The sequence below is a fragment of the Salinimonas sediminis genome (assembly GCF_003429285.1).
Lineage (GTDB): Bacteria > Pseudomonadota > Gammaproteobacteria > Enterobacterales > Alteromonadaceae > Alteromonas > Alteromonas indica.
This window is the reverse complement of record NZ_CP031769.1, coordinates 1,730,250-1,751,026: the sequence shown is the minus strand read 5'-3', so window position 1 is coordinate 1,751,026 and position 20,777 is coordinate 1,730,250. Positions and strand designations below refer to the sequence as shown.

17 protein-coding genes and 4 tRNA genes are annotated in these 20,777 nt (G+C 48.7%); 6 read left to right on the top strand and 15 right to left on the bottom strand.

Annotation, left to right across the window (positions count from 1 at the left end):
* Positions 1 to 7 precede the first annotated feature (7 nt).
* Positions 8 to 892: a bile acid:sodium symporter family protein gene (locus D0Y50_RS07880; RefSeq protein WP_170145468.1), complete on the top strand. Its 885-nt coding sequence runs from the start codon at positions 8 to 10 to the stop codon at positions 890 to 892.
* A 100-nt stretch (positions 893 to 992) separates the two neighbouring features.
* Positions 993 to 1,439 (top strand): YaiI/YqxD family protein, encoded by a 447-nt coding sequence (locus D0Y50_RS07875; RefSeq protein ID WP_108566161.1) that lies wholly within the window; start codon positions 993 to 995, stop codon positions 1,437 to 1,439.
* A gap of 134 nt (positions 1,440 to 1,573) precedes the next feature.
* On the opposite strand, the gene D0Y50_RS07870 is transcribed toward D0Y50_RS07875, so the two are convergent.
* The gene (locus D0Y50_RS07870; protein ID WP_108566162.1) at positions 1,574 to 2,371 is read right to left on the bottom strand and encodes a substrate-binding periplasmic protein; all 798 of its coding nucleotides are present in this window, start codon (positions 2,369 to 2,371) and stop codon (positions 1,574 to 1,576) included.
* A 12-nt stretch (positions 2,372 to 2,383) separates the two neighbouring features.
* The gene (locus D0Y50_RS07865) at positions 2,384 to 3,517 is read right to left on the bottom strand and encodes a porin family protein (RefSeq protein ID WP_108566163.1); all 1,134 of its coding nucleotides are present in this window, start codon (positions 3,515 to 3,517) and stop codon (positions 2,384 to 2,386) included.
* Positions 3,518 to 4,014: 497 nt separating this feature from the next.
* Between D0Y50_RS07865 and D0Y50_RS07860 the strand changes: the two genes are divergently transcribed.
* Positions 4,015 to 4,293: a hypothetical protein gene (locus D0Y50_RS07860; protein WP_108566164.1), complete on the top strand. Its 279-nt coding sequence runs from the start codon at positions 4,015 to 4,017 to the stop codon at positions 4,291 to 4,293.
* Between the two features lie 39 nt (positions 4,294 to 4,332).
* On the opposite strand, the gene D0Y50_RS07855 is transcribed toward D0Y50_RS07860, so the two are convergent.
* Together D0Y50_RS07855 and topA are read right to left on the bottom strand one after the other, a co-directional pair.
* Positions 4,333 to 4,878: a DUF2058 domain-containing protein gene (locus tag D0Y50_RS07855; protein WP_117316315.1), complete on the bottom strand. Its 546-nt coding sequence runs from the start codon at positions 4,876 to 4,878 to the stop codon at positions 4,333 to 4,335.
* 10 nt (positions 4,879 to 4,888) lie between these two features.
* Positions 4,889 to 7,528 carry a type I DNA topoisomerase gene (topA, locus tag D0Y50_RS07850; RefSeq protein ID WP_117316312.1) on the bottom strand — a complete coding sequence of 880 codons (2,640 nt, stop codon included), beginning with the start codon at positions 7,526 to 7,528 and terminating at the stop codon, positions 4,889 to 4,891.
* 358 nt (positions 7,529 to 7,886) lie between these two features.
* Between topA and astB the strand changes: the two genes are divergently transcribed.
* Positions 7,887 to 9,227: an N-succinylarginine dihydrolase gene (gene astB / locus D0Y50_RS07845; RefSeq protein WP_108566167.1), complete on the top strand. Its 1,341-nt coding sequence runs from the start codon at positions 7,887 to 7,889 to the stop codon at positions 9,225 to 9,227.
* 156 nt (positions 9,228 to 9,383) lie between these two features.
* Here astB and D0Y50_RS07840 read toward each other — a convergent pair whose 3' ends face one another.
* Positions 9,384 to 11,627, bottom strand: a complete 2,244-nt coding sequence (locus D0Y50_RS07840; protein ID WP_108566168.1) for an Ig-like domain-containing protein — start codon at positions 11,625 to 11,627, stop codon at positions 9,384 to 9,386.
* A 120-nt stretch (positions 11,628 to 11,747) separates the two neighbouring features.
* Between D0Y50_RS07840 and D0Y50_RS07835 the strand changes: the two genes are divergently transcribed.
* Entirely contained in the window at positions 11,748 to 13,094 is a 1,347-nt protein-coding gene (locus D0Y50_RS07835; protein WP_117316310.1) for a dicarboxylate/amino acid:cation symporter, read from the top strand.
* 14 nt (positions 13,095 to 13,108) lie between these two features.
* Here the strand turns inward: D0Y50_RS07835 and D0Y50_RS07830 are convergent, their stop codons facing one another.
* The 8 genes from D0Y50_RS07830 to dnaQ all read right to left on the bottom strand — a co-directional run bounded on the left by D0Y50_RS07830 (position 13,109) and on the right by dnaQ (position 18,016).
* Positions 13,109 to 14,344, bottom strand: a complete 1,236-nt coding sequence (locus D0Y50_RS07830) for a lipoprotein-releasing ABC transporter permease subunit (RefSeq protein WP_117316308.1) — start codon at positions 14,342 to 14,344, stop codon at positions 13,109 to 13,111.
* A complete protein-coding gene (gene lolD, locus D0Y50_RS07825; protein ID WP_117318676.1) occupies positions 14,341 to 15,036 on the bottom strand; it encodes a lipoprotein-releasing ABC transporter ATP-binding protein LolD in 696 nt (231 codons plus the stop codon). Before lolD ends, D0Y50_RS07830 begins: the two co-directional genes overlap by 4 nt.
* A gap of 105 nt (positions 15,037 to 15,141) precedes the next feature.
* Positions 15,142 to 15,218: transfer RNA gene (locus D0Y50_RS07820), tRNA-Asp, on the bottom strand.
* A gap of 32 nt (positions 15,219 to 15,250) precedes the next feature.
* Positions 15,251 to 15,327: transfer RNA gene (locus tag D0Y50_RS07815), tRNA-Asp, on the bottom strand.
* Between the two features lie 30 nt (positions 15,328 to 15,357).
* Positions 15,358 to 15,434, bottom strand: a tRNA-Asp gene (locus D0Y50_RS07810).
* Positions 15,435 to 15,461: 27 nt separating this feature from the next.
* Positions 15,462 to 15,538: transfer RNA gene (locus tag D0Y50_RS07805), tRNA-Asp, on the bottom strand.
* A 334-nt stretch (positions 15,539 to 15,872) separates the two neighbouring features.
* On the bottom strand, positions 15,873 to 17,240 hold the full coding sequence (locus D0Y50_RS07800; protein WP_232366485.1) for a TIGR03503 family protein: 1,368 nt from the start codon (positions 17,238 to 17,240) through the stop codon (positions 15,873 to 15,875).
* A 56-nt stretch (positions 17,241 to 17,296) separates the two neighbouring features.
* On the bottom strand, positions 17,297 to 18,016 hold the full coding sequence (gene dnaQ / locus D0Y50_RS07795) for a DNA polymerase III subunit epsilon (RefSeq protein ID WP_117316303.1): 720 nt from the start codon (positions 18,014 to 18,016) through the stop codon (positions 17,297 to 17,299).
* 87 nt (positions 18,017 to 18,103) lie between these two features.
* On the opposite strand from dnaQ, the gene rnhA reads away from it, so the two are divergent.
* Positions 18,104 to 18,574, top strand: a complete 471-nt coding sequence (gene rnhA / locus D0Y50_RS07790) for a ribonuclease HI (RefSeq protein ID WP_117316302.1) — start codon at positions 18,104 to 18,106, stop codon at positions 18,572 to 18,574.
* Here rnhA and D0Y50_RS07785 read toward each other — a convergent pair.
* Both D0Y50_RS07785 and D0Y50_RS07780 read right to left on the bottom strand, forming a co-directional pair.
* Positions 18,475 to 19,446 carry an AraC family transcriptional regulator gene (locus D0Y50_RS07785; protein ID WP_170145467.1) on the bottom strand — a complete coding sequence of 324 codons (972 nt, stop codon included), beginning with the start codon at positions 19,444 to 19,446 and terminating at the stop codon, positions 18,475 to 18,477. The two genes, rnhA and D0Y50_RS07785, sit on opposite strands and share 100 nt — an antisense overlap.
* Before the next feature lie 335 nt (positions 19,447 to 19,781).
* On the bottom strand, positions 19,782 to 20,759 hold the full coding sequence (locus D0Y50_RS07780) for an NAD(P)H-quinone oxidoreductase (RefSeq protein WP_117316298.1): 978 nt from the start codon (positions 20,757 to 20,759) through the stop codon (positions 19,782 to 19,784).
* Positions 20,760 to 20,777: the final 18 nt, after the last annotated feature.

Below are 20,777 nucleotides of genomic sequence, written 5' to 3'. Positions count from 1 at the left end.
TGTAATGATGGCACAGAGTTTTATCACCGCCTGGTTACTTCCCTTAGCGCTTGCTTTCATTATGTTTGGCATTGGCCTGTCACTAACCCTGGCGGATTTTAAACGCCTGGGTAAACGCCCCGCCATGGTGTTTATCGGGCTGCTGGGCCAATTGTTGCTTATGCCCGCTTTAGCTTTTCTCCTTGCCTGGATATTACAATTGCCTGAACCTATCGCGATCGGAATGCTGTTGTTAGCTGCCTGTCCGGGAGGCACTATGTCTAATGTGATGAGTCAGTTACTTCGGGCTGATTTAGCGTTATCCGTTTCCCTGACGGCACTGTCTACAATTGGCTGTATTTTGACAACACCGGTTATTTTGCATCTTGCTATCGAGGGCTTTGGCCATACCACTGCGCCGGTGGTAAATGTTGCCCATATCACGCTGGGTATACTTATAATTGCCTTGGTTCCCGTAGGTTTGGGTATGCTGTTCAATGCGTTTTTGCCGAAACCGGCGCAGAAACTTGAGCCTAATTTTCAGCGTTTTTCACTATTATTTTTATGTGTGTTAGTAGTGGGAATGGTTGTAAAGGAATGGGACTTATTAATGCAAACGGGCGTACTGCTGCTTTGCAGTGCGTTGTTGTTAAGCTTTGCCACTTCCGCGCTTGGCTGGTTAAGTGGCGCTGCATGTAGGGCAGATAGTCCGGTAACCCGGACCCTGTGTATTGAAATAGGTGTACAAAATGCCGCCCTTGCTATGGTGATCGCATTGAGCTTTTTACATACCCCTGCCTATTCCGTATTTGCCGGCCTCTACGGCATTGTAATGTACCTCGCACCTTGGTTATTGATCTCCCTGCTGTGCCCACCCTCACGTAAGGTGTCTGGCGTTAACGCGCCTTCATAGGGACAAGCCTGACTTTTCAGTTACCGTAATTCTGCTGTGCCGAAGCGTATGTTGGTGTAAGCTAATAGTATTGATTGTTGTTAAAGAAAAGAGAGTTGAAGTGCAAATTTGGGTCGATGCAGATGCCTGTCCGGGTGCGATTAAAGAAATATTGTTTCGCGCCGCTCAACGTACCAAGTTACCGGTAACGCTGGTTGCTAACCACTATATTAAAACCCCACCCTCAAAACTCATCACCTTTGTCCAGGTAACCCAAGGCTTTGACGTGGCAGATGATGAAATTGTAAAGCGGTGCACGGCGGGTGATTTAGTGATTACGTCAGATATTCCGCTGGCAGATGAAGTTATTTCTAAGGGTTGCTTAGCCTTGAGCCCACGCGGCGAGCTATTTACCAAAGAAAATATCAAGTCCAGACTGAATGTTCGCGACTTTATGGATACCTTACGCAGTAGTGGCATCCAAACCGGCGGACCTGCGGCCCTTTCCTCCACCGAAAAGCAGGCGTTTGGGAATAAGCTTGACCAGTGGTTGGCACAAAACACCTGAGGTGACCAATAGTCAATGCCCAGGATAGTTGGCCATGGCCCCCTTAAACAGCAGCGGGCCCCGCCTACCCCAGCTTATTGCTTAAGCCGGACCAAGAAGGGCCCATCTATCACTGGCTATTACCTGCCGACTAACTATCGTCTGTCGTAGTTAACCGGCTTGTTAGGTGTTTGATAGTAACCTTCTTTGAGCAAACGCTTAAAGCGTTTCATTTTGCCATCCAGGGTCAGCTGCTCAATGCCGCGGTTAAACAGCGCGAGTACTAGCTTACCATTCTCACTTCCTTTGGGAACTAACAGGTGCGTGGTGACCGATGAAATAAACGGTCTTAGCTGGGTAATTTGCTTGCGCTGGCTGTCGTTAAAATCGCGTTGCAGTAAATACCAGCCAGACAAATCGTCGGTGGGAAAAATATCAATTTTTCCATCCAATAAAGCCTCAAAGTTTTCTTTGTCTGTTTTGGCCTCAACCGTGTTGCTGTTGTCTTTAATAAACCGGTTGAGCTCATCAGTATAAAGATAGCCCTCGGTGATACCCATTTTATACTGCGCCAGGTCACTGAGGTTTTTCCAGGAATCGATTTCACTGTCAGTACGGGTAAAAAATATCAGATTTTCTGCCGTAATGGGTTTACTGTGAAAAAATTCGTCTTCTCTGGCGCGAACAAAATTACCATACGATACAGCATCGTATTCCCCGTTCTGGGTTGCTTCAAGGGCGTCTTCCCACGGCATTGAGGTGAACTCAACTACCACACCGCTTTCCAGGAATGCTTCTTTAGTAATATGGTTAATATAGCCATCATGTTCCATTTTACTGGAGGTAAAAGGAGGATATTCAGAGGTGGCTATTTTAAGCTTTAACCAGGCATGGGCCCAGCTTTGTGTTGGTAGCAGTAATAAAGCGAAAAGGATAAGTGCTGTTTTTTTCATAGTTCTGTCCCTTTAAAAGTAAATACCCAGACTAATATTTAACCGATGGGTGGTATCCTGCAGGCCGCCCAAATCAAGCCCCACGCCCGGGCCGCCGGCAAACCACATGTTTTCACCCTGAATGCTATCGACATACACAAATAGCTTGTCCCAGCCAAAACTACAGCCATTGGTCCACAATGACGAGTCTTTGCCAGCTTCCAGGTCTGACGTTACTTTACTGTATTCACTATAACAGCTTATATCTGATACTGCTTCAAACTGGTAAGGGATAGAATATACCAGGTTGGCTACGTAACTCTGTCCTTCAGAAGCCATGAAAAACGGCGCATTAAATGAAGACAACTGCACTCTATCGGTTAACTCTCCTTCCGGGGCAGCCAGGTCATAGTCGAAATCGGTATATTGGAGCTCTACTTTGAAGTCGCCCTGAATATGACGTAAATGCACCGCATAGGCCGTCATATCGCCTTCATCCATCGTATCAAGGTTTAGTATATTACCGTGCTGGAAGGACGCACCGACATCGGTGGTCGCTCCTTCAATCCATTTTCCGGTGTAGTTGGCGCGCAAATTAAATTGCCCATCTTCCTGGTTACGGTACCCACCATCTTCGCCAGCAGGATCTGCATATAAGTCAAAGCTATAGCGGCCCGTTTCGGTAGCATCGTTGTATTCATCGTTAAGGAAGTAGCCAGCATGAAAATCCCAGTTACCCGTCTGATAATTGGTGGTAAATCCGGCATCGTAATCATCTTCCAGGCCGATATAGTAGTTCACACCAAACCAAAAGTTGTTGGAAGCAAACGGCAGCAGCCCAAATGGCACTTTGGTAATGCCTCCCGTAAACGACAGATCGTCATTGTATTTATAGGTCAAATCTGCATAACGAACCGTATCAAAATCGACGTTTTCGTACCATCGGTACTCCGCTTTCCAGCTAAATTGTTCCGTTTCGCCAGAAAGGTTCAGGCGGATGGATTCAAATTCAAAGCCATCCCGAAGCTGGGCAGGTTGCCAGTCAAGATGCCCATAGTTGACCCTGACATGTCCGCCAATTTCGACTGGAAGTTCATCCGAGTAAGATGGCATTGCAACCAGTGCGCTGGTCATTAGAACCGGCAATTTGAAAAGTATCTTTCTCATTCAGTAACCCTGGTGTTTGAGTGTGAAAATTAGCTGTTATCTGTCAATCGGGATAGCGTTGTCTCGTACACGTACAACGTAAACAGGCGTCACATCCTGTGTTTTATCCAATGCTCGAAAAAGCTGACAAAATACGATGAAGCCTCCAATGCCCATGTTTAAAAACGCAAAATAAAATCAACATTTGCATTACTTTGAACACAAACAATATCGCACAAGGGTGTTAAAAGGATCACTTCAATGTGGTGGAGTATGCCCATATATGCGCTTTGGCTTAACTTAATACGCGTCGGTAAGCCTGCGTGCAGACCATTGCCGGTAAGGGGCGCGCACCATAACAAATGATTAACCCGCGGCAAAGTCGGACCTGTGCTGACTGCCGATAAGTTAACCAGCTATTTGCACAAATGCTGCTTTATTAATCTTGTTGATTTGGTATATTATTGGCCATGCCGGTTAGGAAGTCCGGTATCTTCTTTAAGCTAGGAACGCAATACATGAACCCTAAATCCACTGCCCGTTCAATGCGGTCATCTATCCACTCGAATACCAGCTTACATGAGCTAAAATTGATGCTTGTGTTACTGCCCGTGGCAGCATTGCTATTTGGATTTGGGGTGGGGTTGATTACTGGCTACCAGATATTAAGCTCGCCATTTTATATGATTGGGGTTATCGCCATTGCGGTAGTACCAGCCATTATTACCGCTTTGATAGCTGTGCGTTATTATGCCCACAAAATAAGCGCAGAAAGACTCCGCGCTCACTCCAGATAACTTACGGTGTAGCTGTCTTTTAACAGTAGCGCCAGTCGCTTACCAGGTCAGATCATCCGGAATCTGATAGTCAGCATACCAGTCATCTTCTTCACCAGGCGCAGCTTCCTCAAGTGTATCGGCTCGGTAGATCACCGATGCTTCGTCGCGCTGAGCAATTTTATCGGCAACCGGCATTGGTACTAAGAAGTATTCTTCATCCTGCTTTACTACCGCCAGCCTTCCCTGGGTAACTTGCTTGCGCACTGCTTCACCCACATGCATGCGTTTCACTACATTATCGTCGGTAAAGTTCAACACGGCTTCTGATCCGCCACGTTGTTGAATATTTACCGTGATTAGCTGGCGTACCTGAGCGATAACAGAGCGCTGCTCGCGCTCTTTTTGCTGTTGTTCATTCAGCGCACGGTCCCGGGCTTTTTTCTGCTCGATGGCTTGCTGGGCAGCAAGCTGGTTTTCATCCAATAGCGGCTGGCTGCTTTTGTTTTTCATCTTCTGCTTTTTGCGCTTATCCTGGCGCGCTTGCCTGGCTGACGATTTATCAGCCAGACCTGCCTTAAGTAGCTGGTCCTGAAGTGAGGCCACAGGAAACTCCTTATTTTGATTTTTTACGGGTATCTTTTGCTACCCATTTACCGTTTTCATACCACGCTGACCAGCCTGTTGACTTGCCGCTGTCATTTTCCGACATCACATATTGTTGCTTAGTCTTACGACTGAACCTGACAATAGTCGGCTGCCCATCTGGATCTTCTTGTGGTGCATCAGCCAGGTAATAGAATTTAGGTGAAATACGGTCTCTGAACCGCGCGAGTTCAGCCACCTTGGGCGCTCGGGTTTCCCGCGATTTAGGAAAGTTGTGAGCAGCCAAAAAGATTCCTGAAGCCCCATCGCGCAAGACAAAGTGCGCATCGGTTTTTTCACATTCCAATTCTGGTAAATCTACCGGATCTTCTTTCGGCGGCGCTGCTTCACCATTTCGTAACAGTTTACGGGTGTTTTTGCATTCTTCGTTTGTACAGCCAAAATACTTGCCAAAGCGGCCGTTTTTCAGCTCCATATCACTGCCACACTTATCGCATTCGATAATAGGGCCATCATAGCCTTTAATTTTGAACGTGCCAGTTTCAACGTAGGTGCCGTCACATGTGGGTACATTGCCACACACATGCAGTTTGCGGGTTTCATCTACCAGGTAGCTGTCCATCGCAGTGCCACATTTATCACAACGCCGTTTCGAGCGTAATGCTTCGGTTTCCATTTCCTCTTCATCGTCCACCTTCATCACCTCATCACCTGGGGTCAGGTTCAAGGTATTGGTGCAACGTTCTTTGGGTGGCAGGTTGTAGCCGGAACAACCTAAAAACACCCCGGTGCTGGCGGTACGAACATTCATCTCGCGGTCACATTTACTACAGGTTATCCCAGCCGGAATAGCCTGATTAGCGCGCATGCCGCCTTCCTCAGGATCTTTTTCTGCGGTCAGCAACTTGTTATAGAAGTCTTCATAAAAACTGCTCAGCACCTGCTTCCAGTTTTTATTGCCACCGGCGATGTCATCCAGTTGCTGCTCCATATTGGCAGTAAAGTCGTAGCTCATCAGATCGACAAAGTTATCCATTAACCGATCGTTGACTATCTCGCCCATCTTTTCAGCGTAAAAACGCTTATTTTCAAGCCGCACGTATCCGCGGTCCTGAATGGTGGAAATAATACTGGCATAGGTAGACGGCCGCCCGATTCCCCGCTTTTCCAACTCTTTGACTAATGAGGCTTCATTAAAACGAGCTACTGGTTTGGTAAAGTGCTGTTTCGGATCCAGCTCTTTCAAGGCTAAAGCATCGCCTTGTTGGACGTCGGGCAATAACAGGTCTTCCTCACCTTTTTTACGCAGTTGCGGTTGAACCCGGGTCCAACCATCAAATTTAAGCACGCGACCTTTGGCTACTAGCTCGTATTCACCGGCGGCGACCTTGATAGTTGTGGCATCGTATTTTGCCGGGGTCATCTGACAGGCCACAAATTGGCGCCAGATTAGCTCATACAGGCGCTGTGCGTCTCGCTCCATGTCGCTCAGGCTATCTGCCTTTACTATCACGTTAGAAGGACGAATCGCTTCGTGGGCTTCCTGAGCGCCTTCTTTGCTACCATAGCGAATAGGGTCTTGGGGTAAATACTGCTCACCGAAGTTTTTATTTACGTATTCACGGCAGTTTTCAACCGCTTCCTGGCTCAGGTTGGTGGAGTCGGTACGCATGTAGGTGATATGCCCAGCTTCGTAAAGACGCTGCGCCATCATCATGGTCTTTTTCACGCCAAAGCCCAGACGGGTACTGGCAGCCTGCTGCAAAGTCGAAGTGATAAAGGGGGCGGAGGGCCGGCTTTGGGTCGGTTTGGACTCGCGGCTACGTACTACATAATCGGCCTGACGTAACTCCTCCACTGCCTTATCAGCCTGGTCTTTGTTAACCGGTTTAAACGCTTTATCCTGATAGCGACTAACCAACATGCGTAAGGCTGCTTTGCTTTGGGCATCTAAATCAGCATGAATATCCCAAAACTCTTCCGGCACAAACGCTTTAATTTCGCGCTCGCGCTCAACCACCAACCGTACCGCAACCGATTGCACGCGACCTGCAGATAACCCCCGGGCAACTTTTTTCCAAAGCAGGGGCGATACCATAAAGCCCACGACCCGGTCCAAAAAGCGCCGAGCCTGTTGGGCATTAACCCGATCAACATTCACTTCACCAGGACTGGAAAACGCATCCTGGATGGCATTTTTAGTGATTTCGTTAAATACCACACGCTGATAGGTTTGGTTTTTGTTACCCAGTAGCTCCTGAAGGTGCCAGGCGATGGCTTCTCCTTCTCTATCCAAATCCGTTGCCAGATAAATAGTATCAGCGTCTTTGGCTAACTTTTTCAGTTCGTTGACGACTTTTTCTTTACCTTGCAGTACCTGATAATGAGCCTTCCAGTCTTGCTGGGGGTCTACGCCCATACGGTCTACCAGCTTACGGTATTCGTAATTACGTAAATATTCCGTCCGTTCTTCTTCGGACAATGCTTTAAGTTCTTTTGCCGGTTTTTTCGGCTCAACTTGCCCTAATGCCTTAGTCGGCAGATCACGAACGTGGCCTACTGAAGATTTAACGATAAAATCTTTACCAAGATATTTATTTATCGTTTTTGCTTTGGCCGGGGACTCGACGATGACCAGTGATTTTGCCATATGATTGAACTAAACCTGTTTTAAATCTTAGACTTATATAGCCTAAATTTTGAATTTCGCGCCAGACAATGTGATCAGGTGACGCTTATGCTTTTTTAACATATATCGACAAAGTGAATGGAAAACAAGTTCTTCTTCATAGTTATTCCACTAACCGCTTTTTTACCATGCAAATTCTGTTTACTTTTCAGGCACCTTGATTGGCAAGGCGCGTAAAAGCCGTATAATGCGGGCCATAGACAATGCGGTAAACGCCGGTTTTATGCTATACCCCTGTGTGGGGCATACGCAATAAATGACCATACGGACTGCCCTAATATAGTGACAATTTATGTCATTTAAACAGACTGAGGAACGCATGAAGCATTTTGAAGTAAACTTTGATGGCCTGGTGGGCCCTACCCATAACTACGCTGGCCTTTCGTTTGGTAATGTTGCCTCGCAGAGTAATGCCAATGCAACAAGCAGCCCCAAACAGGCCGCCAAACAAGGGTTAGCCAAAGCTAAAGCTCTGGCCGACATGGGTATGACCCAGGGTATCTTAGCCCCGCAGGAACGGCCCGACATATATACTTTACGCCGATTAGGCTTTACCGGTAGCGATGCCACCGTACTTCAAAATGCCGCTAAACACGCCAAACAGGTATTTTTAGCCTGTTGTTCTGCCTCCAGCATGTGGACAGCCAACGCCGCTACCGTCTCGCCCAGCGCCGATACAGCCGACGGACGAGTGCATTTCACTCCGGCGAACCTGACCAACAAGTTTCACCGTTCACTGGAGCCAAACGTAACCGGGCGCATTCTAAAAGGCACCTTTGCCAATAACAAGTATTTTGCTCATCATACTCATTTGCCCGATAACGAGCACTTTGGTGATGAAGGTGCAGCGAATCATACCCGACTTTGTTCCCAGTACGGCCACGCCGGTGTAGAACTTTTTGTATATGGCCGTCATGCGTTTGATAGTAGCCAACCTGCCCCTACCCGCTACCCGGCACGCCAAACAATCGAAGCCAGTAAAGCCGTGGCGAGGCTACACGGCTTGGATGACGATTCAGTGGTCTATATTCAGCAAAACCCTGAAGTCATTGACCAGGGCGTATTTCACAATGATGTTATTGCAGTAGGCAACCAAAATGTATTGTTCTTCCACGAACTTGCGTTTTATCAAAAAGATCAGGCATTAACCCAAATTAAGCGTAAATTCGGCGACAATCCCCTGCATTTCATTGAAGTTTCCAGCGCCGATGTGTCGTTGCAAGATGCCATAAAAACCTACCTATTTAACACCCAGATTATTACTTTACCCAATGGTGAGATGGCCATTATTGCCCCTAGCGAATGCCAGGAAAATACCGCAGTCAGTCGTTACCTAGACAGCGTGGTCACCATGAATACCCCGATTAAACAGGTGAAGTATTTCGATGTTAAGCAAAGTATGCGTAATGGCGGCGGCCCAGCCTGTTTACGTCTACGTGTAGCGTTAAATGATGATGAACTGCAACAGGTAAACCAGCATACCTTGTTAACCGACACCCAGTTTGACCGCCTTAACAGCTGGATAGACAAGCATTATCGTGATCAGTTAAGTGAAGACGACCTGCGCGACCCACAACTACTTACTGAGTCGCGCACTGCATTGGATGAGCTGACACAACTGTTAAAACTTGGCTCGGTTTACCCTTTCCAGCTAGACTAATAGTTTGCATATTAAAATACCCTGCAACGGCAGGGGATTTTTTTCCGTTAAATTGATGGGATTGTTTTTCGTCCGCCGCACACTGCTTAGCATAAAAAAGCCCCGTCTAACGGGGCTTTTGACGTTGTAACGAACTATTTACAAATACGCAGTAAACTAAAATGCGTTGTTGCAATTAGCCGAAATCCCAAATGGGCTACTCGGTGGTGGGCTCGCTTCGGTAGTAATATCCGACGCGGCGATACCGAGTTTATAGCGCGTATAAGCAGAGGCTTCGCTGCCGGTCGAGCGGGTAAACACCGCAAGCTCGATATCAGTGAATTCTGCGTATTCTCTTGGATAACGGTATTGCACAGTGGCCTGACCATTTTCATCAGTAATCCCATCACCTGTCAAACGGACACTGCCTACAATACCCGGTGTAAGCATACCATCACCGTTTCCGACCACCTGGTCCCCATCTGCATTCTTGTATTCTTCATCAGCGTCTAGTATCCCGTTAGCATTTCTGTCTTCATTTGGACAAGTAGCTGTTACTACAGAGAAATATAATGACTTTTCGTCATTCCATACCCAACTGCCCTTTCGGTAATTGCCGAGAGCTGAAAGTTTTACCGGCGTAGCTGAAACAGTAAGTGCTTCGCCTTCAACTGGACGTCCCACTGAATCAGTCACGAACACCGCAAATTCTTTAAGATAAGTAGACTCATCGGGAGACTGCAACAAATTACCTGTGCCTAACGAGATATCAAACGGGCGGTCGCCTACCGTCAGAACTACGTTATCCGTTACGGCGGTGTCATCAGCAACTTCAGCAGTCACAACCACAAAATCTTCACTGGTGACCGCCCCTGAGGTAAACACAGTAGATGCTACCCCATTGCTGTCGGTAGTGGCTTGCGAAGGAGCAATAGAGCCTCTACTCGTATCCCGAACATTAAAACTGACCACTGAGTCTTTTACCAGGTTGCCATTCACATCCCGAACAATGGCAGTAATAGTGCTTTTTTGTCCGTCCGGGCCCAGAATATCCGGGGTGGCATCGGCAAGCAGCGTGGCTGGTACAGTGGCGACAAATTCAACCTCTATTCGGGCGCTGACTTCTTCATTGTTATTGTCGACACCCGTGGCGGTAATAGCAGCTATACCGGCATTATCAGACTGGATTGTAAAGCTGGCCCTGCCATCGGCATCGGTCTGCGAATCAGGCAAAGTGATAGCGCCCCGTGAAGCGGTAAAGGTAACCGCACCGCCGGCAAAGGCCGCATCTTCTTTAGACCAGCTTACAGTGAGTGTCGTAGGTGTATTTAGCGGTACATCTTCCGACGGAGCCTGACTGAAAACAAAGTTGTCTTCCTGCACGGTAAGGTTAAACTCGATTTCCGCATTAAGTGAGGTGGCGGTAATGACATCTTTACCTGATTCAGAACCGGTGTAATCAACATTTACCTGACCATCGCTGCCGGTCTGCACAGTAGTGGCTGACAGTTCGCCTTTGTCAGCTGTAATTTCTATCGTTTGATTGGCAATGGCTACGCCGTCCGAGTTCTGTACCCGTAAAGTCAGCGCCACGGTATCATTCAAAATTACCGACTGCGGACCGTTAATAGTCACTTCGGTTCCCACAATTTCTATATCGATATCCTGGGTTAGCTCACCCACCCGTGCGGTTACAGTTACCACACGGTTCTCAGCATTATTTTCGGTCGACAAGGTGGCCAGTGCGCGACCGCTGGGATCGGTCTGAGCCTGGGTAACTTCTATTTCTACCCCCGATTCGCCGACAGCTGAAAACGACACCGACACATCTTCCATCAATACACTCTGTGCGTTTTTTACCAATGCGGTTAACTGCGCAGTGTCTGAGCCACTTGAGGCCAGTTGTACTTTATCGGTAAATAAATCAAGGCTGGCAGGTTGCACGCTAACTTGGGTGGTACCGGTTGAACTGAAGGTCGTAGTGCCTACCTCACCCTGAGTCGTGGTAGCGGTGATCAGGCCATCACCTGCCGCCGCGCCCACGGTCAGGCCAATCGTTGCCACTCCGTTATCATCCGTACGCGCGGTACCGGTGTCATTACTAAAGGTAGCCAGCTCCTCGTTTGACAGGGTGAACGTGACCAGGGTATCTGCCCGCACATTACCATCCGCATCATTCACCGTTACAGATAGAGTGAGCGGAGAATCCTGACTAAGGTTCTTATTACTGGAGCCATCAGCGCTTTGTAGCGCCAGACTTACCGCATACTCACTCGTGGTACCGTCTGTTCCATTGGAATTGTCAGTACCGTCAGTGCCGGTACTGGTGTCGGTATCTCTTTCCAGCTCGCCACCGCCGCCGCAAGCGGTTAGCATGGAAAGGATAGCTATGAATAACAGCGATTTTGCTAATGCACGCATATTCGTCTTCCTGAACCTCTATTCATCGTATTTGTTACGTTTTTATTATTTCAATCTGTTGGGAATCTGGCACACTACTCGGCGTTATAAATATAAAAACAAATGTTTCAGGGAACACTCATGTCTCAAAACGCGCACAAGTATAGTCTTACCGTCAGAATCTTTATCGGCATGATTGCCGGAATCATTATCGGTGTATTGCTCCAACTGGTTTTTGATGATAGCGGAGATCTACGCTTTTCGATATTTGGTTATAGCTTTTCCACGTATAACATTCTGGTAGATGGTATATTTTCAACGCTTGGGCAAATATTTATTGCGAGCTTGAAAATGCTGGTGGTGCCGCTGGTTTTTGTATCGCTGATATGTGGTACATCCAGCCTGACAGAGCCCAGTAAACTGGGTCGTCTGGGGGCGAAATCGATAGGGTTATATATTTTCACAACTGCCATCGCAATATCACTGGCCATTGGGTTAGGTTTACTGGTGGCCCCAGGTGCGAATGTAGAAGCCGCCACCGACGTTACCTACACCGCTAAGGAAGCTCCCTCGCTATCCCACGTAATTATCGATATGTTCCCTACCAACCCGGTGAATGCGATGGCCGAGGGCAAAATGCTGCAGATTATTATATTTGCTGTGTTATTGGGTATAGCCATGGCGATGTGTGGCGAAGCTGGCAAGCGGGTGGCAAACTTTTTCGAAGATATCAATACCGTTATCATGCGGCTGGTAACCATTATTATGAACCTGGCGCCCTACGGTGTATTTGTGCTTATGGCCAAGTTATTTGCCACCATCGGCGCCGATATGCTGGGCAGTCTGACCACATACTTTCTGTTAGTTCTGGGCGTATTGGTTCTGCATGCTCTGGTAACTTACTCCGTGTTGCTCAAAGTGTTTACCGGCCTGAATCCTCTTATCTTATTTGAAAAGATGCGCGATGCTGCACAATTTGCGTTCACTACCTCAAGCTCCAGTGCCACGCTCCCCGTCACCATGGAAACGGCACGCAATAAGCTAGGGATTGGGAAGTCGGTCTCTTCTTTTACTCTGCCCTTAGGCTCAACCATCAATATGGATGGTACGGCTATAATGCAGGGGGTGGCGACTGTGTTTATCGCGCAGGTCTATGCGGTAGATTTAACCTTATCCGATTATCTTATGGTAGTACTTACCGCCACTCTGGCCTCAGTTGGTACCGCGGGCGTACCGGGCGTTGGGCTGATTATGCTGGCTATGGTATTACAGCAGGTCAATTTGCCAGTCGAGGGTATTGGCTTGATTATTGGTGTCGATCGGTTACTGGATATGACCCGAACAGCGGTGAATATTACCGGCGACTGCACAGTGGCCTGTATTATTGCGAAAAGCGAAAACGAGCTGGATGAAGCCTGTTTTAACGATATAAATGCAGGGCGTAGAGAAGAGGATATTGACCTGGAACATTTCGACAGAAACAGCTAACCCGCCCTTGCCGGCTAGCCGTTTAACGCGCTAGCCGGTGCCACTTTTACCGCTCTGCTGGCAGGATACAAGGTGGCTAATACCACCAGAATAATGGCTACTACCACTGTCACTACTACGTCCATTGTTTCCAGCTGTGAAGGCAAAAAGTCAATAAAATAGATATCGCCCGACAGAATCTCTGTGTTGAACAGGTTTTCAATGGCTTTAACAATGATGGATAAATTGGGCGCAATGAGAACTGCCATCAATGTGCCTGCAGCAATACCAATAATACCGTTGGTCAGCCCTTGCAGCATAAACGCCTGCCTTATCAAAGTATCTTGCGCGCCCATTGTTTTGAGAATCGCAATGGCTGCGCGTTTTTCGCGTACCGACATAACCAGCGTCGAAACGATATTGAAGCACGCCACCGCTATCACCAGCGTTAGGACGATATACACTACGGTTCGTACCAGTTGTATATCATTGTATAGGTGCCCTTGCGTTCGGGTCCAGTCAGACATATACACCGCCTGAGGAAAATCAAAACCAATTTCCCGCATGACAGATTTGGCCGCAAACGGGTCATTTAACATCACCCGCACCCCTTGCGCCCCGGAGGTAATGTTTGCGGCCTGTGAGGCGAGGCCCAAGTGCATCATGCCCAGGTAGTTATCTAGTTCACCGCCAATAGACAGTACACCTACAAGGGTAAGCTTCACCATTTTAGGCGCTTTAAAGGCAAGATCGTCGGTGGTTACCGGTACCAGCACGCTCAGGGTATCGCCCGTTTTAAGCTGTAGTTTATTCACCAGCCCCTGCCCTAACAATACGCCATCCGGCTGCTTTACAAAGCGTTGCCACGCAGCTGGGGTGACCTGTTCAAGCCAGTTATCATGACTGGCGCCGGATACATCCAGGCCCGTCAGCTCCACAGGTTTGAGAGCGGCTTTGTGCTGCAACATGCCGGTTATTTTTGTGTACGGCTCAACCGAGGCTATACGGGTATCGGACTGCAAGGTCTTAACTACCTGGGGCCACTTTTCTATCCCTTCGTTGGAGATAGAGTAAAGCTCCCCATGGGGGATAACCGCTAAAATACGCTGGGTAAGTTCGCGCTCAAATCCGTTCATAACACTCAACAGGGTTATCAGTACAAAGCAGCCTAGGCCAATACCGAAGGTCGATGAAAAGGAGATAAACGAGATATACCGATTTTTTTGTTTGGCCTGACGAAAACGCCGGGCTAGCTGCCACGCCAGTTTCATTGCTCATGCCCTATTGATGTAGCCGTGAGTTGCCCATCTACAATAGTCAGTGTGCGATCCATTTGCGCCGCCAGCTCCCGGTCATGGGTTACGACGACAAAACTGGTATTGAATTCATGGCTAAGTTCACGTAGCAGGGCGTAGACTTGAATCCCCGTTTGATGATCAAGATTACCGGTAGGTTCATCAGCCAGCACTAACGCGGGTTCACAAACCAAAGCGCGAGCAATTGCCACCCGTTGGCGTTCGCCGCCGGACAATGCCGCAGGCTTGTGCTTCAACCGATGGGATAAACCTACACGCTCTAATAGGGCACTGGCCTTTTGTTTAGCTTGCGTAGGGCGAAGACCACCAATCAAACAAGGCATAGCAACATTTTCCAGTGCGGTGAATTCAGCAAGTAAGTGGTGAAACTGGTATATAAAGCCCATATGCTGATTGCGCAACGCGGCAAGTCTTGAGGCAGAAAGGGAGAACATGGATTGGCCATGGAACAGTACATCACCGTGGGTCGGTGAGTCGAGACCGCCCAAAATATGCAACAAGGTACTCTTACCCGAGCCTGAACTGCCTAAAATAGCAATATGCTCAGCAGCATTGACCTGAAAAGAAATATCACTTAATACGGCGGTGTCTACAGCACCGTCATGATAGGTTTTACTGATGTCGCGACAGACAAGAATTTCCTGCATATTAACCATTTAACAAAGCCAGACTGTACTTGCTTAGATGGTAACGTGATTACCTTCGGCAACCAAGAAATTCAACGAGGGATGTTACAAGGGGATGTCATAAAATGGCGGAGCGGACGGGACTCGAACCCGCGACCCCCGGCGTGACAGGCCGGTATTCTAACCAACTGAACTACCGCTCCGCAAAGGATGATATACGATCTTATACACTAGATGGCGGAGCGGACGGGACTCGAACCCGCGACCCCCGGCGTGACAGGCCGGTATTCTAACCAACTGAACTACCGCTCCACGAAGCGTAAAAGATCTAGCGTAAACTAATGGCGGAGCGGACGGGACTCGAACCCGCGACCCCCGGCGTGACAGGCCGGTATTCTAACCAACTGAACTACCGCTCCGTAGGCCTTTAGCTTACTGTATTAAAGTGGCGGAGCGGACGGGACTCGAACCCGCGACCCCCGGCGTGACAGGCCGGTATTCTAACCAACTGAACTACCGCTCCACTTTCTTTAACACTTTCAGCAAGTTGGATTCGTGCTTTTCAGAACGTTCCCCCCTCACTGCGGCGCAGATAATACGGTTATCGATTTTAAGAGTCAATGCTTTTTTACCACAAAAAAACAGAATAACGGCTGTTTGCATGAATATTCGACATAATGCTGCAATATACAACAATCATACTGAAAAATTCACTGTACCCGGCCCGGTTTAACCGGCGACATCCTAGCGTGGTCGCCAAGTACTCAGCCCGTCGGCGTATGCCGCCCTGCATGACTACTCAGCACAGGAATGACCTAAGCCCTATCCTGGCCCGGTTAATATATAGCGGCGGCCGATTAATCAGCCGGCGGTGGTTTCTTTTTAAAACGGGCAAACCACTTTGTGAGCTTCGCTGCCGGGTTGAACTTAGCTGTACTGTTATCTGGGGCATCTTGCATCACCAGGTCAGGCTGCGCTGATGCACTGGCAACCGGCTGCCGGCGCCGCCATAAAATATACCCAACAGTGCCCCCCACAATGAGCAAGATAGTGCCGTTAACCACCGCCAGTAATGTAATCAATGTACCGGTAGACATTGCCTCATCGGCCTCTGGCGGCGGCTCTTGTAAAGCAGTTGTTGGGTCGGTGGGTAACGCCGCCGCGGCCAAATCCTGGGGCTCTTGCTCGGGCGTGGGAGCAGGCTGCGGCGTGTTAACCTCAAAACTGTATTCGGGTACATCCAGAATAAAATCCCGGCCAGAATGGGTTTGCCCGTAAGCGGTGAGTTTAACTTTGAATAATCCTTCATCCATAGCCAAAACAGGATGTACCCGGGCAGCGTCGGTAGGCTCAGTAAGCGAAAAGTTTTGTATATCGCCATTGGGATAACGTACTTTGCCATCTACCAGCAAGGTATCAATATTAATCTGTTCGCGGTCAACATTAATTAACAGAGTATGGTATTGCTCATCCGCCTTGGCCAGCGTCACATCCAGTGAAACCGGGTTTTCCAGCAACATAAAGGGCGGATCCACCTGTTCACGGCTGAACATCGGGGTGGTAACTTTAAACACCGGCGTCCACTCACCAGCAGGCACAGTAAGGTTAAACTGCCCGGTAAATACCCCGTCAAGCGGCTTTTCATCCATTCCCCGCCCATTGTCTTCAAAGGTAGCAATAAGCTGATTATCGGCTTTGAAGTTGGCATAGTTAGGATTGTTCGTAGAGATCAGCTCAACCGTTAATGTCACTACATCGCGAAAGCCTGGCTCCAATATGGGTTTGTCGCCATTCGACAAGGTGGCTGTTTGTTTGATGATTTCGCCGGAAAATAAGGTAGCGGGTAGTGGCTGGGCCTCAAGAGTTATATCAGATATAACCATGATGCGACTATGGGGCTTAATCTGGCCTACCGCCTGCCAGGGGCCGGGTACCGGATCTTTCACGGTCACCATGTCGTAGGTGTCAGCATCAAACCACACTGCATTTTCCTGCTCAGCCCGGCTTTGAAAAATTTTTGAACCATCAGGGCGTACCAGAACAACTGGCGCAGAACCGTATTGGCGAAAAAACACCATGGTAATTTCACTGACATTGTGATCTATTCTAAAGCGGTTTTGCAGCAATGTAATGGAGTTTTGGTATTCATCACCTAATGCTTCAATAACCGGCGCAGCTTGAGGCTCGGCGCCCTCAGGCGGGGTTGCCTGAATAGCATTCACCATACCGCTTAGACACAATACCCCTAGCCCCCCAAGACATCGGAGACTAATCAATTGCCTTATTCGCTTTGCCCTGCTCGCCACAAACATTGTCCATCACTGTTTTGCACAATATCTAATCGTGCCTCATGTTGTGCTAATTCATCGGCGCTGGCATAGATAACCTTTAATTTATTTGCTGAACGGTTAACTTTGCGTATGCCCGAACTCTCCCCGGATTGCCCTTCTGCGCCCTGCCCCAGCAAATTAAGTTTGGTCTGGCCGCCGGTCATCAGCAAATATACATCAGCCAGAATTTCGGCATCCAACAAGGCGCCGTGCAGCTCACGGTGGCTATTGTCTATACCGTATCGCTTACACAAGGCGTCAAGATTATTCTTTTGGCCAGGATGCATTCGTCTGGCCAAAGCCAGCGTATCAAGTACCTCACAAATACCGGCCGTTTTGGTTGAGCGGGTGGCGGAATGTAGAGCGAATTCATGATCCATAAAGCCGACATCAAATGGGGCGTTATGGATAACCAACTGCGCACCCTGGATGAAGGCAATAAAATCGGCAGCAACATCGGCAAATACCGGTTTATCGACCAAAAATTCATTGGTGATACCATGTACTTCTATTGCGTCTGCTTCTATTTCACGCTGTGGGTTGATATAAACATGGAAGTGATTCCCGGTAAGCTTGCGGTTTACCACTTCAACACAGCCTATTTCTATAATCCGGTGTCCAGCCCGGGGATCGATACCCGTGGTTTCGGTATCCAGTACAATCTGACGCATAGAATATTCTCGTTATAAGCCGCTTTTTTGATAGTATATCAAGCCGTTCACGGGTGAGCATTCAAAACCACAAAAAAAGGAGCCCAGGTGGCCACAAAATCAATTGAAATCTATACCGATGGTTCATGTTTAGGTAATCCCGGGCCAGGGGGTTACGGCGCGGTATTAATTTATAAAAACCACCGGAAAGAAATTAGCCAGGGCTATTTTGAAACCACCAATAACCGAATGGAACTGCTCGCAGCCGTGGCAGCGTTGGATAGCCTTAGCGAACCCTGTACAATCGATATCACCACCGATAGCCAGTATGTGAAAAACGGTATTAATCAATGGATTCATAACTGGCGAAAAAATGGTTGGCGTACTGCCAGCAAGCAGCCAGTAAAAAATGCCGATTTATGGCGTCAGCTGGATACCGCCGTCGCTAAACATCAGGTTAAATGGCATTGGGTAAAAGGTCATTCTGGCCATCCGGAAAATGAACGATGTGACACCCTGGCACGCAACGCGGCCGAAGCACCTTCGCTGACTGATGAAGGGTTTACCAGTGGTAAATAAATAATATGCTTAGCCGATTGAGCTGGCACATCAGGGTACCATGCTAAACGTTCCACAAAGGGCGGATGAAACTCCAACGCCAGTTGGCTATGATAGGTTAACATCAACGCCTGCATCGCTTGGCTCACTTTTCGTTCGTCGCCTGTTACTGGCTGTTTAGCCACGTACATTGCGGGTAAAGTGCTGTATTCCACCCCATACCTGTTATCTGCTACCGGACTATCCACAGAGGCTGCTAGTCCTGTACGGGGGCTGGCAACACGATACGGGTCCTCGTAAAACACGGTAAAGGTCCGGCTTTTCGGCGGTACCTGTCCTGCCGTGCGCCGCCAGGCGATAAACTGCGCAACATGCTGCATTAATGAGAGACCCGCCCCCCGATGAACCGATAACGCGATTGCTATTGAAGAAAAGTGTTCTACCCCATGGGGCTCGCTCGATTTGAGGGGTGCCCTATGGCCTGCCCTGGGCTGGGCGTTAGGGGCCGTACGCATCTGCTCAATAAGCGGCTGCATATGCTGCCATACCTCAAACGACGGGGTTTTACGAAAATCCAAAGGTGTCTGCCGACAATACCGTTTAAATGCTCTGGCAAACCCTTCGGTACTGTCAAACTGTGCTTGTAACGCAATCTCAGTAATCGACTGGCCAGGCCTAAAGGCCAGTTGCCAGGCGGCGCGGCGCAGTCGGATGATTCGCATTAAGGTTTGTAAACCAATACCGAACTGGTAGCTAAACTGGCGGTGTAAGCTGGCTTTTGACAGGCCACATAGCTTGGCGATGCGTGCGGTATCGGGTTTTTTATCAAGATGGCAGTTAAGATAGTTAACCACCTGCAATAACCGCGGGTCGGTAATCGGCCCCATCGTCATAGCGGTATACGCGGATGTAGGATGGACTGGCATAGAGTTAAGGGAAAATAGTTGTTAACGAATTTGATAGCTAAAGAGTAACGCTACAAACCACGAATTACCCGACCGTTTGTCTCAATGTGGTGGCTATCGCCGCTATTAATTTTATTTTTTCGTTTTTATGCAGCTGAATAAAGCTAGTTGGCGAAGGACCCGTTTTGTTTAGCCCCTCGCCCTGCTATCGGTAGCCTTGAAGCAGCTTTAGCTGAATAACCATGGCTTGCCGCCGGTGGCGCAAACCGCAGTGCAGCAACGCTTACAGGTGATTATCTGTAGTAGCTGGGTTTACTGTTTTGCTACCATTTGACCACAATTTTACCCCGCGTATCGTTATCTTCAAGGCGTTGATGGGCCTGGCTAATTTGCTCTACGCCCAGCACGGTATCAATGTTGACGTGTAAATTTTTATTCGCAAATTCGCCTAAAAAGTCGGTGGTGAAGCGGTTTATCAATTCACTTTTGTAGGTATCGCTTCGCGAACGCAAGGTTGACCCCTGCACCCGCGCCCGCTTTGCCAGCATCAGTCCCATGTCGAGCTTATCTGCATAACGTCCGGCCAGCATGGCCAGATAAATAATGGTGCCATCAGTGGCTAGCACGTTCAGGTTGCGGTTGAGATAGTCACCGCCGACAAAGTCGACAATAGCATTGGCGCCCTCGGGCCACGCTTGTTTTAAGACTTCCGCAAAATCCTGTTCCTGATAGTTAATAAGTACACTGGCGCCCAACTGTTCGCAATGCGCAAGCTTGGTTGCAGAAGAAGCCGTTACCGCGGTAGACACCCCTGTGAGTCGGCATAATTGCAGTGCGGCCAGCCCCACCCCACTAGCGCCCGCATGAATGAGGGCACGTTCGCCGCGGTGTACCTGACATAAAGCAAACAGCGCCTGATAGGCAGTTAAAAATACTTCGGCCAGGCCGGCTGCTTGTTCCATTGACACTCCGGATGGTAAGGGCATCAGGTGCCCGGCATCCACGCTGGCTTGTTGGGCGTAACCGCCACCCGGCATCAGACCAAATACCTTGTCGCCTACACGCCACTGCGTTACATCATCAGCCACCGCAACCACTTCGCCGGCCGCTTCTAAACCCAAAATAGGACTTTCGCCCGGCGGTGGCGGATATTTTCCCTGGCGCTGCAAAGTGTCGGCGCGGTTTATCCCAAAAGCATGTACCTGAATAATGACCTTACCGGGTTTGAGCTGGGGTGCAGCAGTATTGTCCAGAAAAAGGCCTTGCGGGCCTTCACCTTCGTTGAAATTAATAAATTGCATAGATACGCCTCAGACATG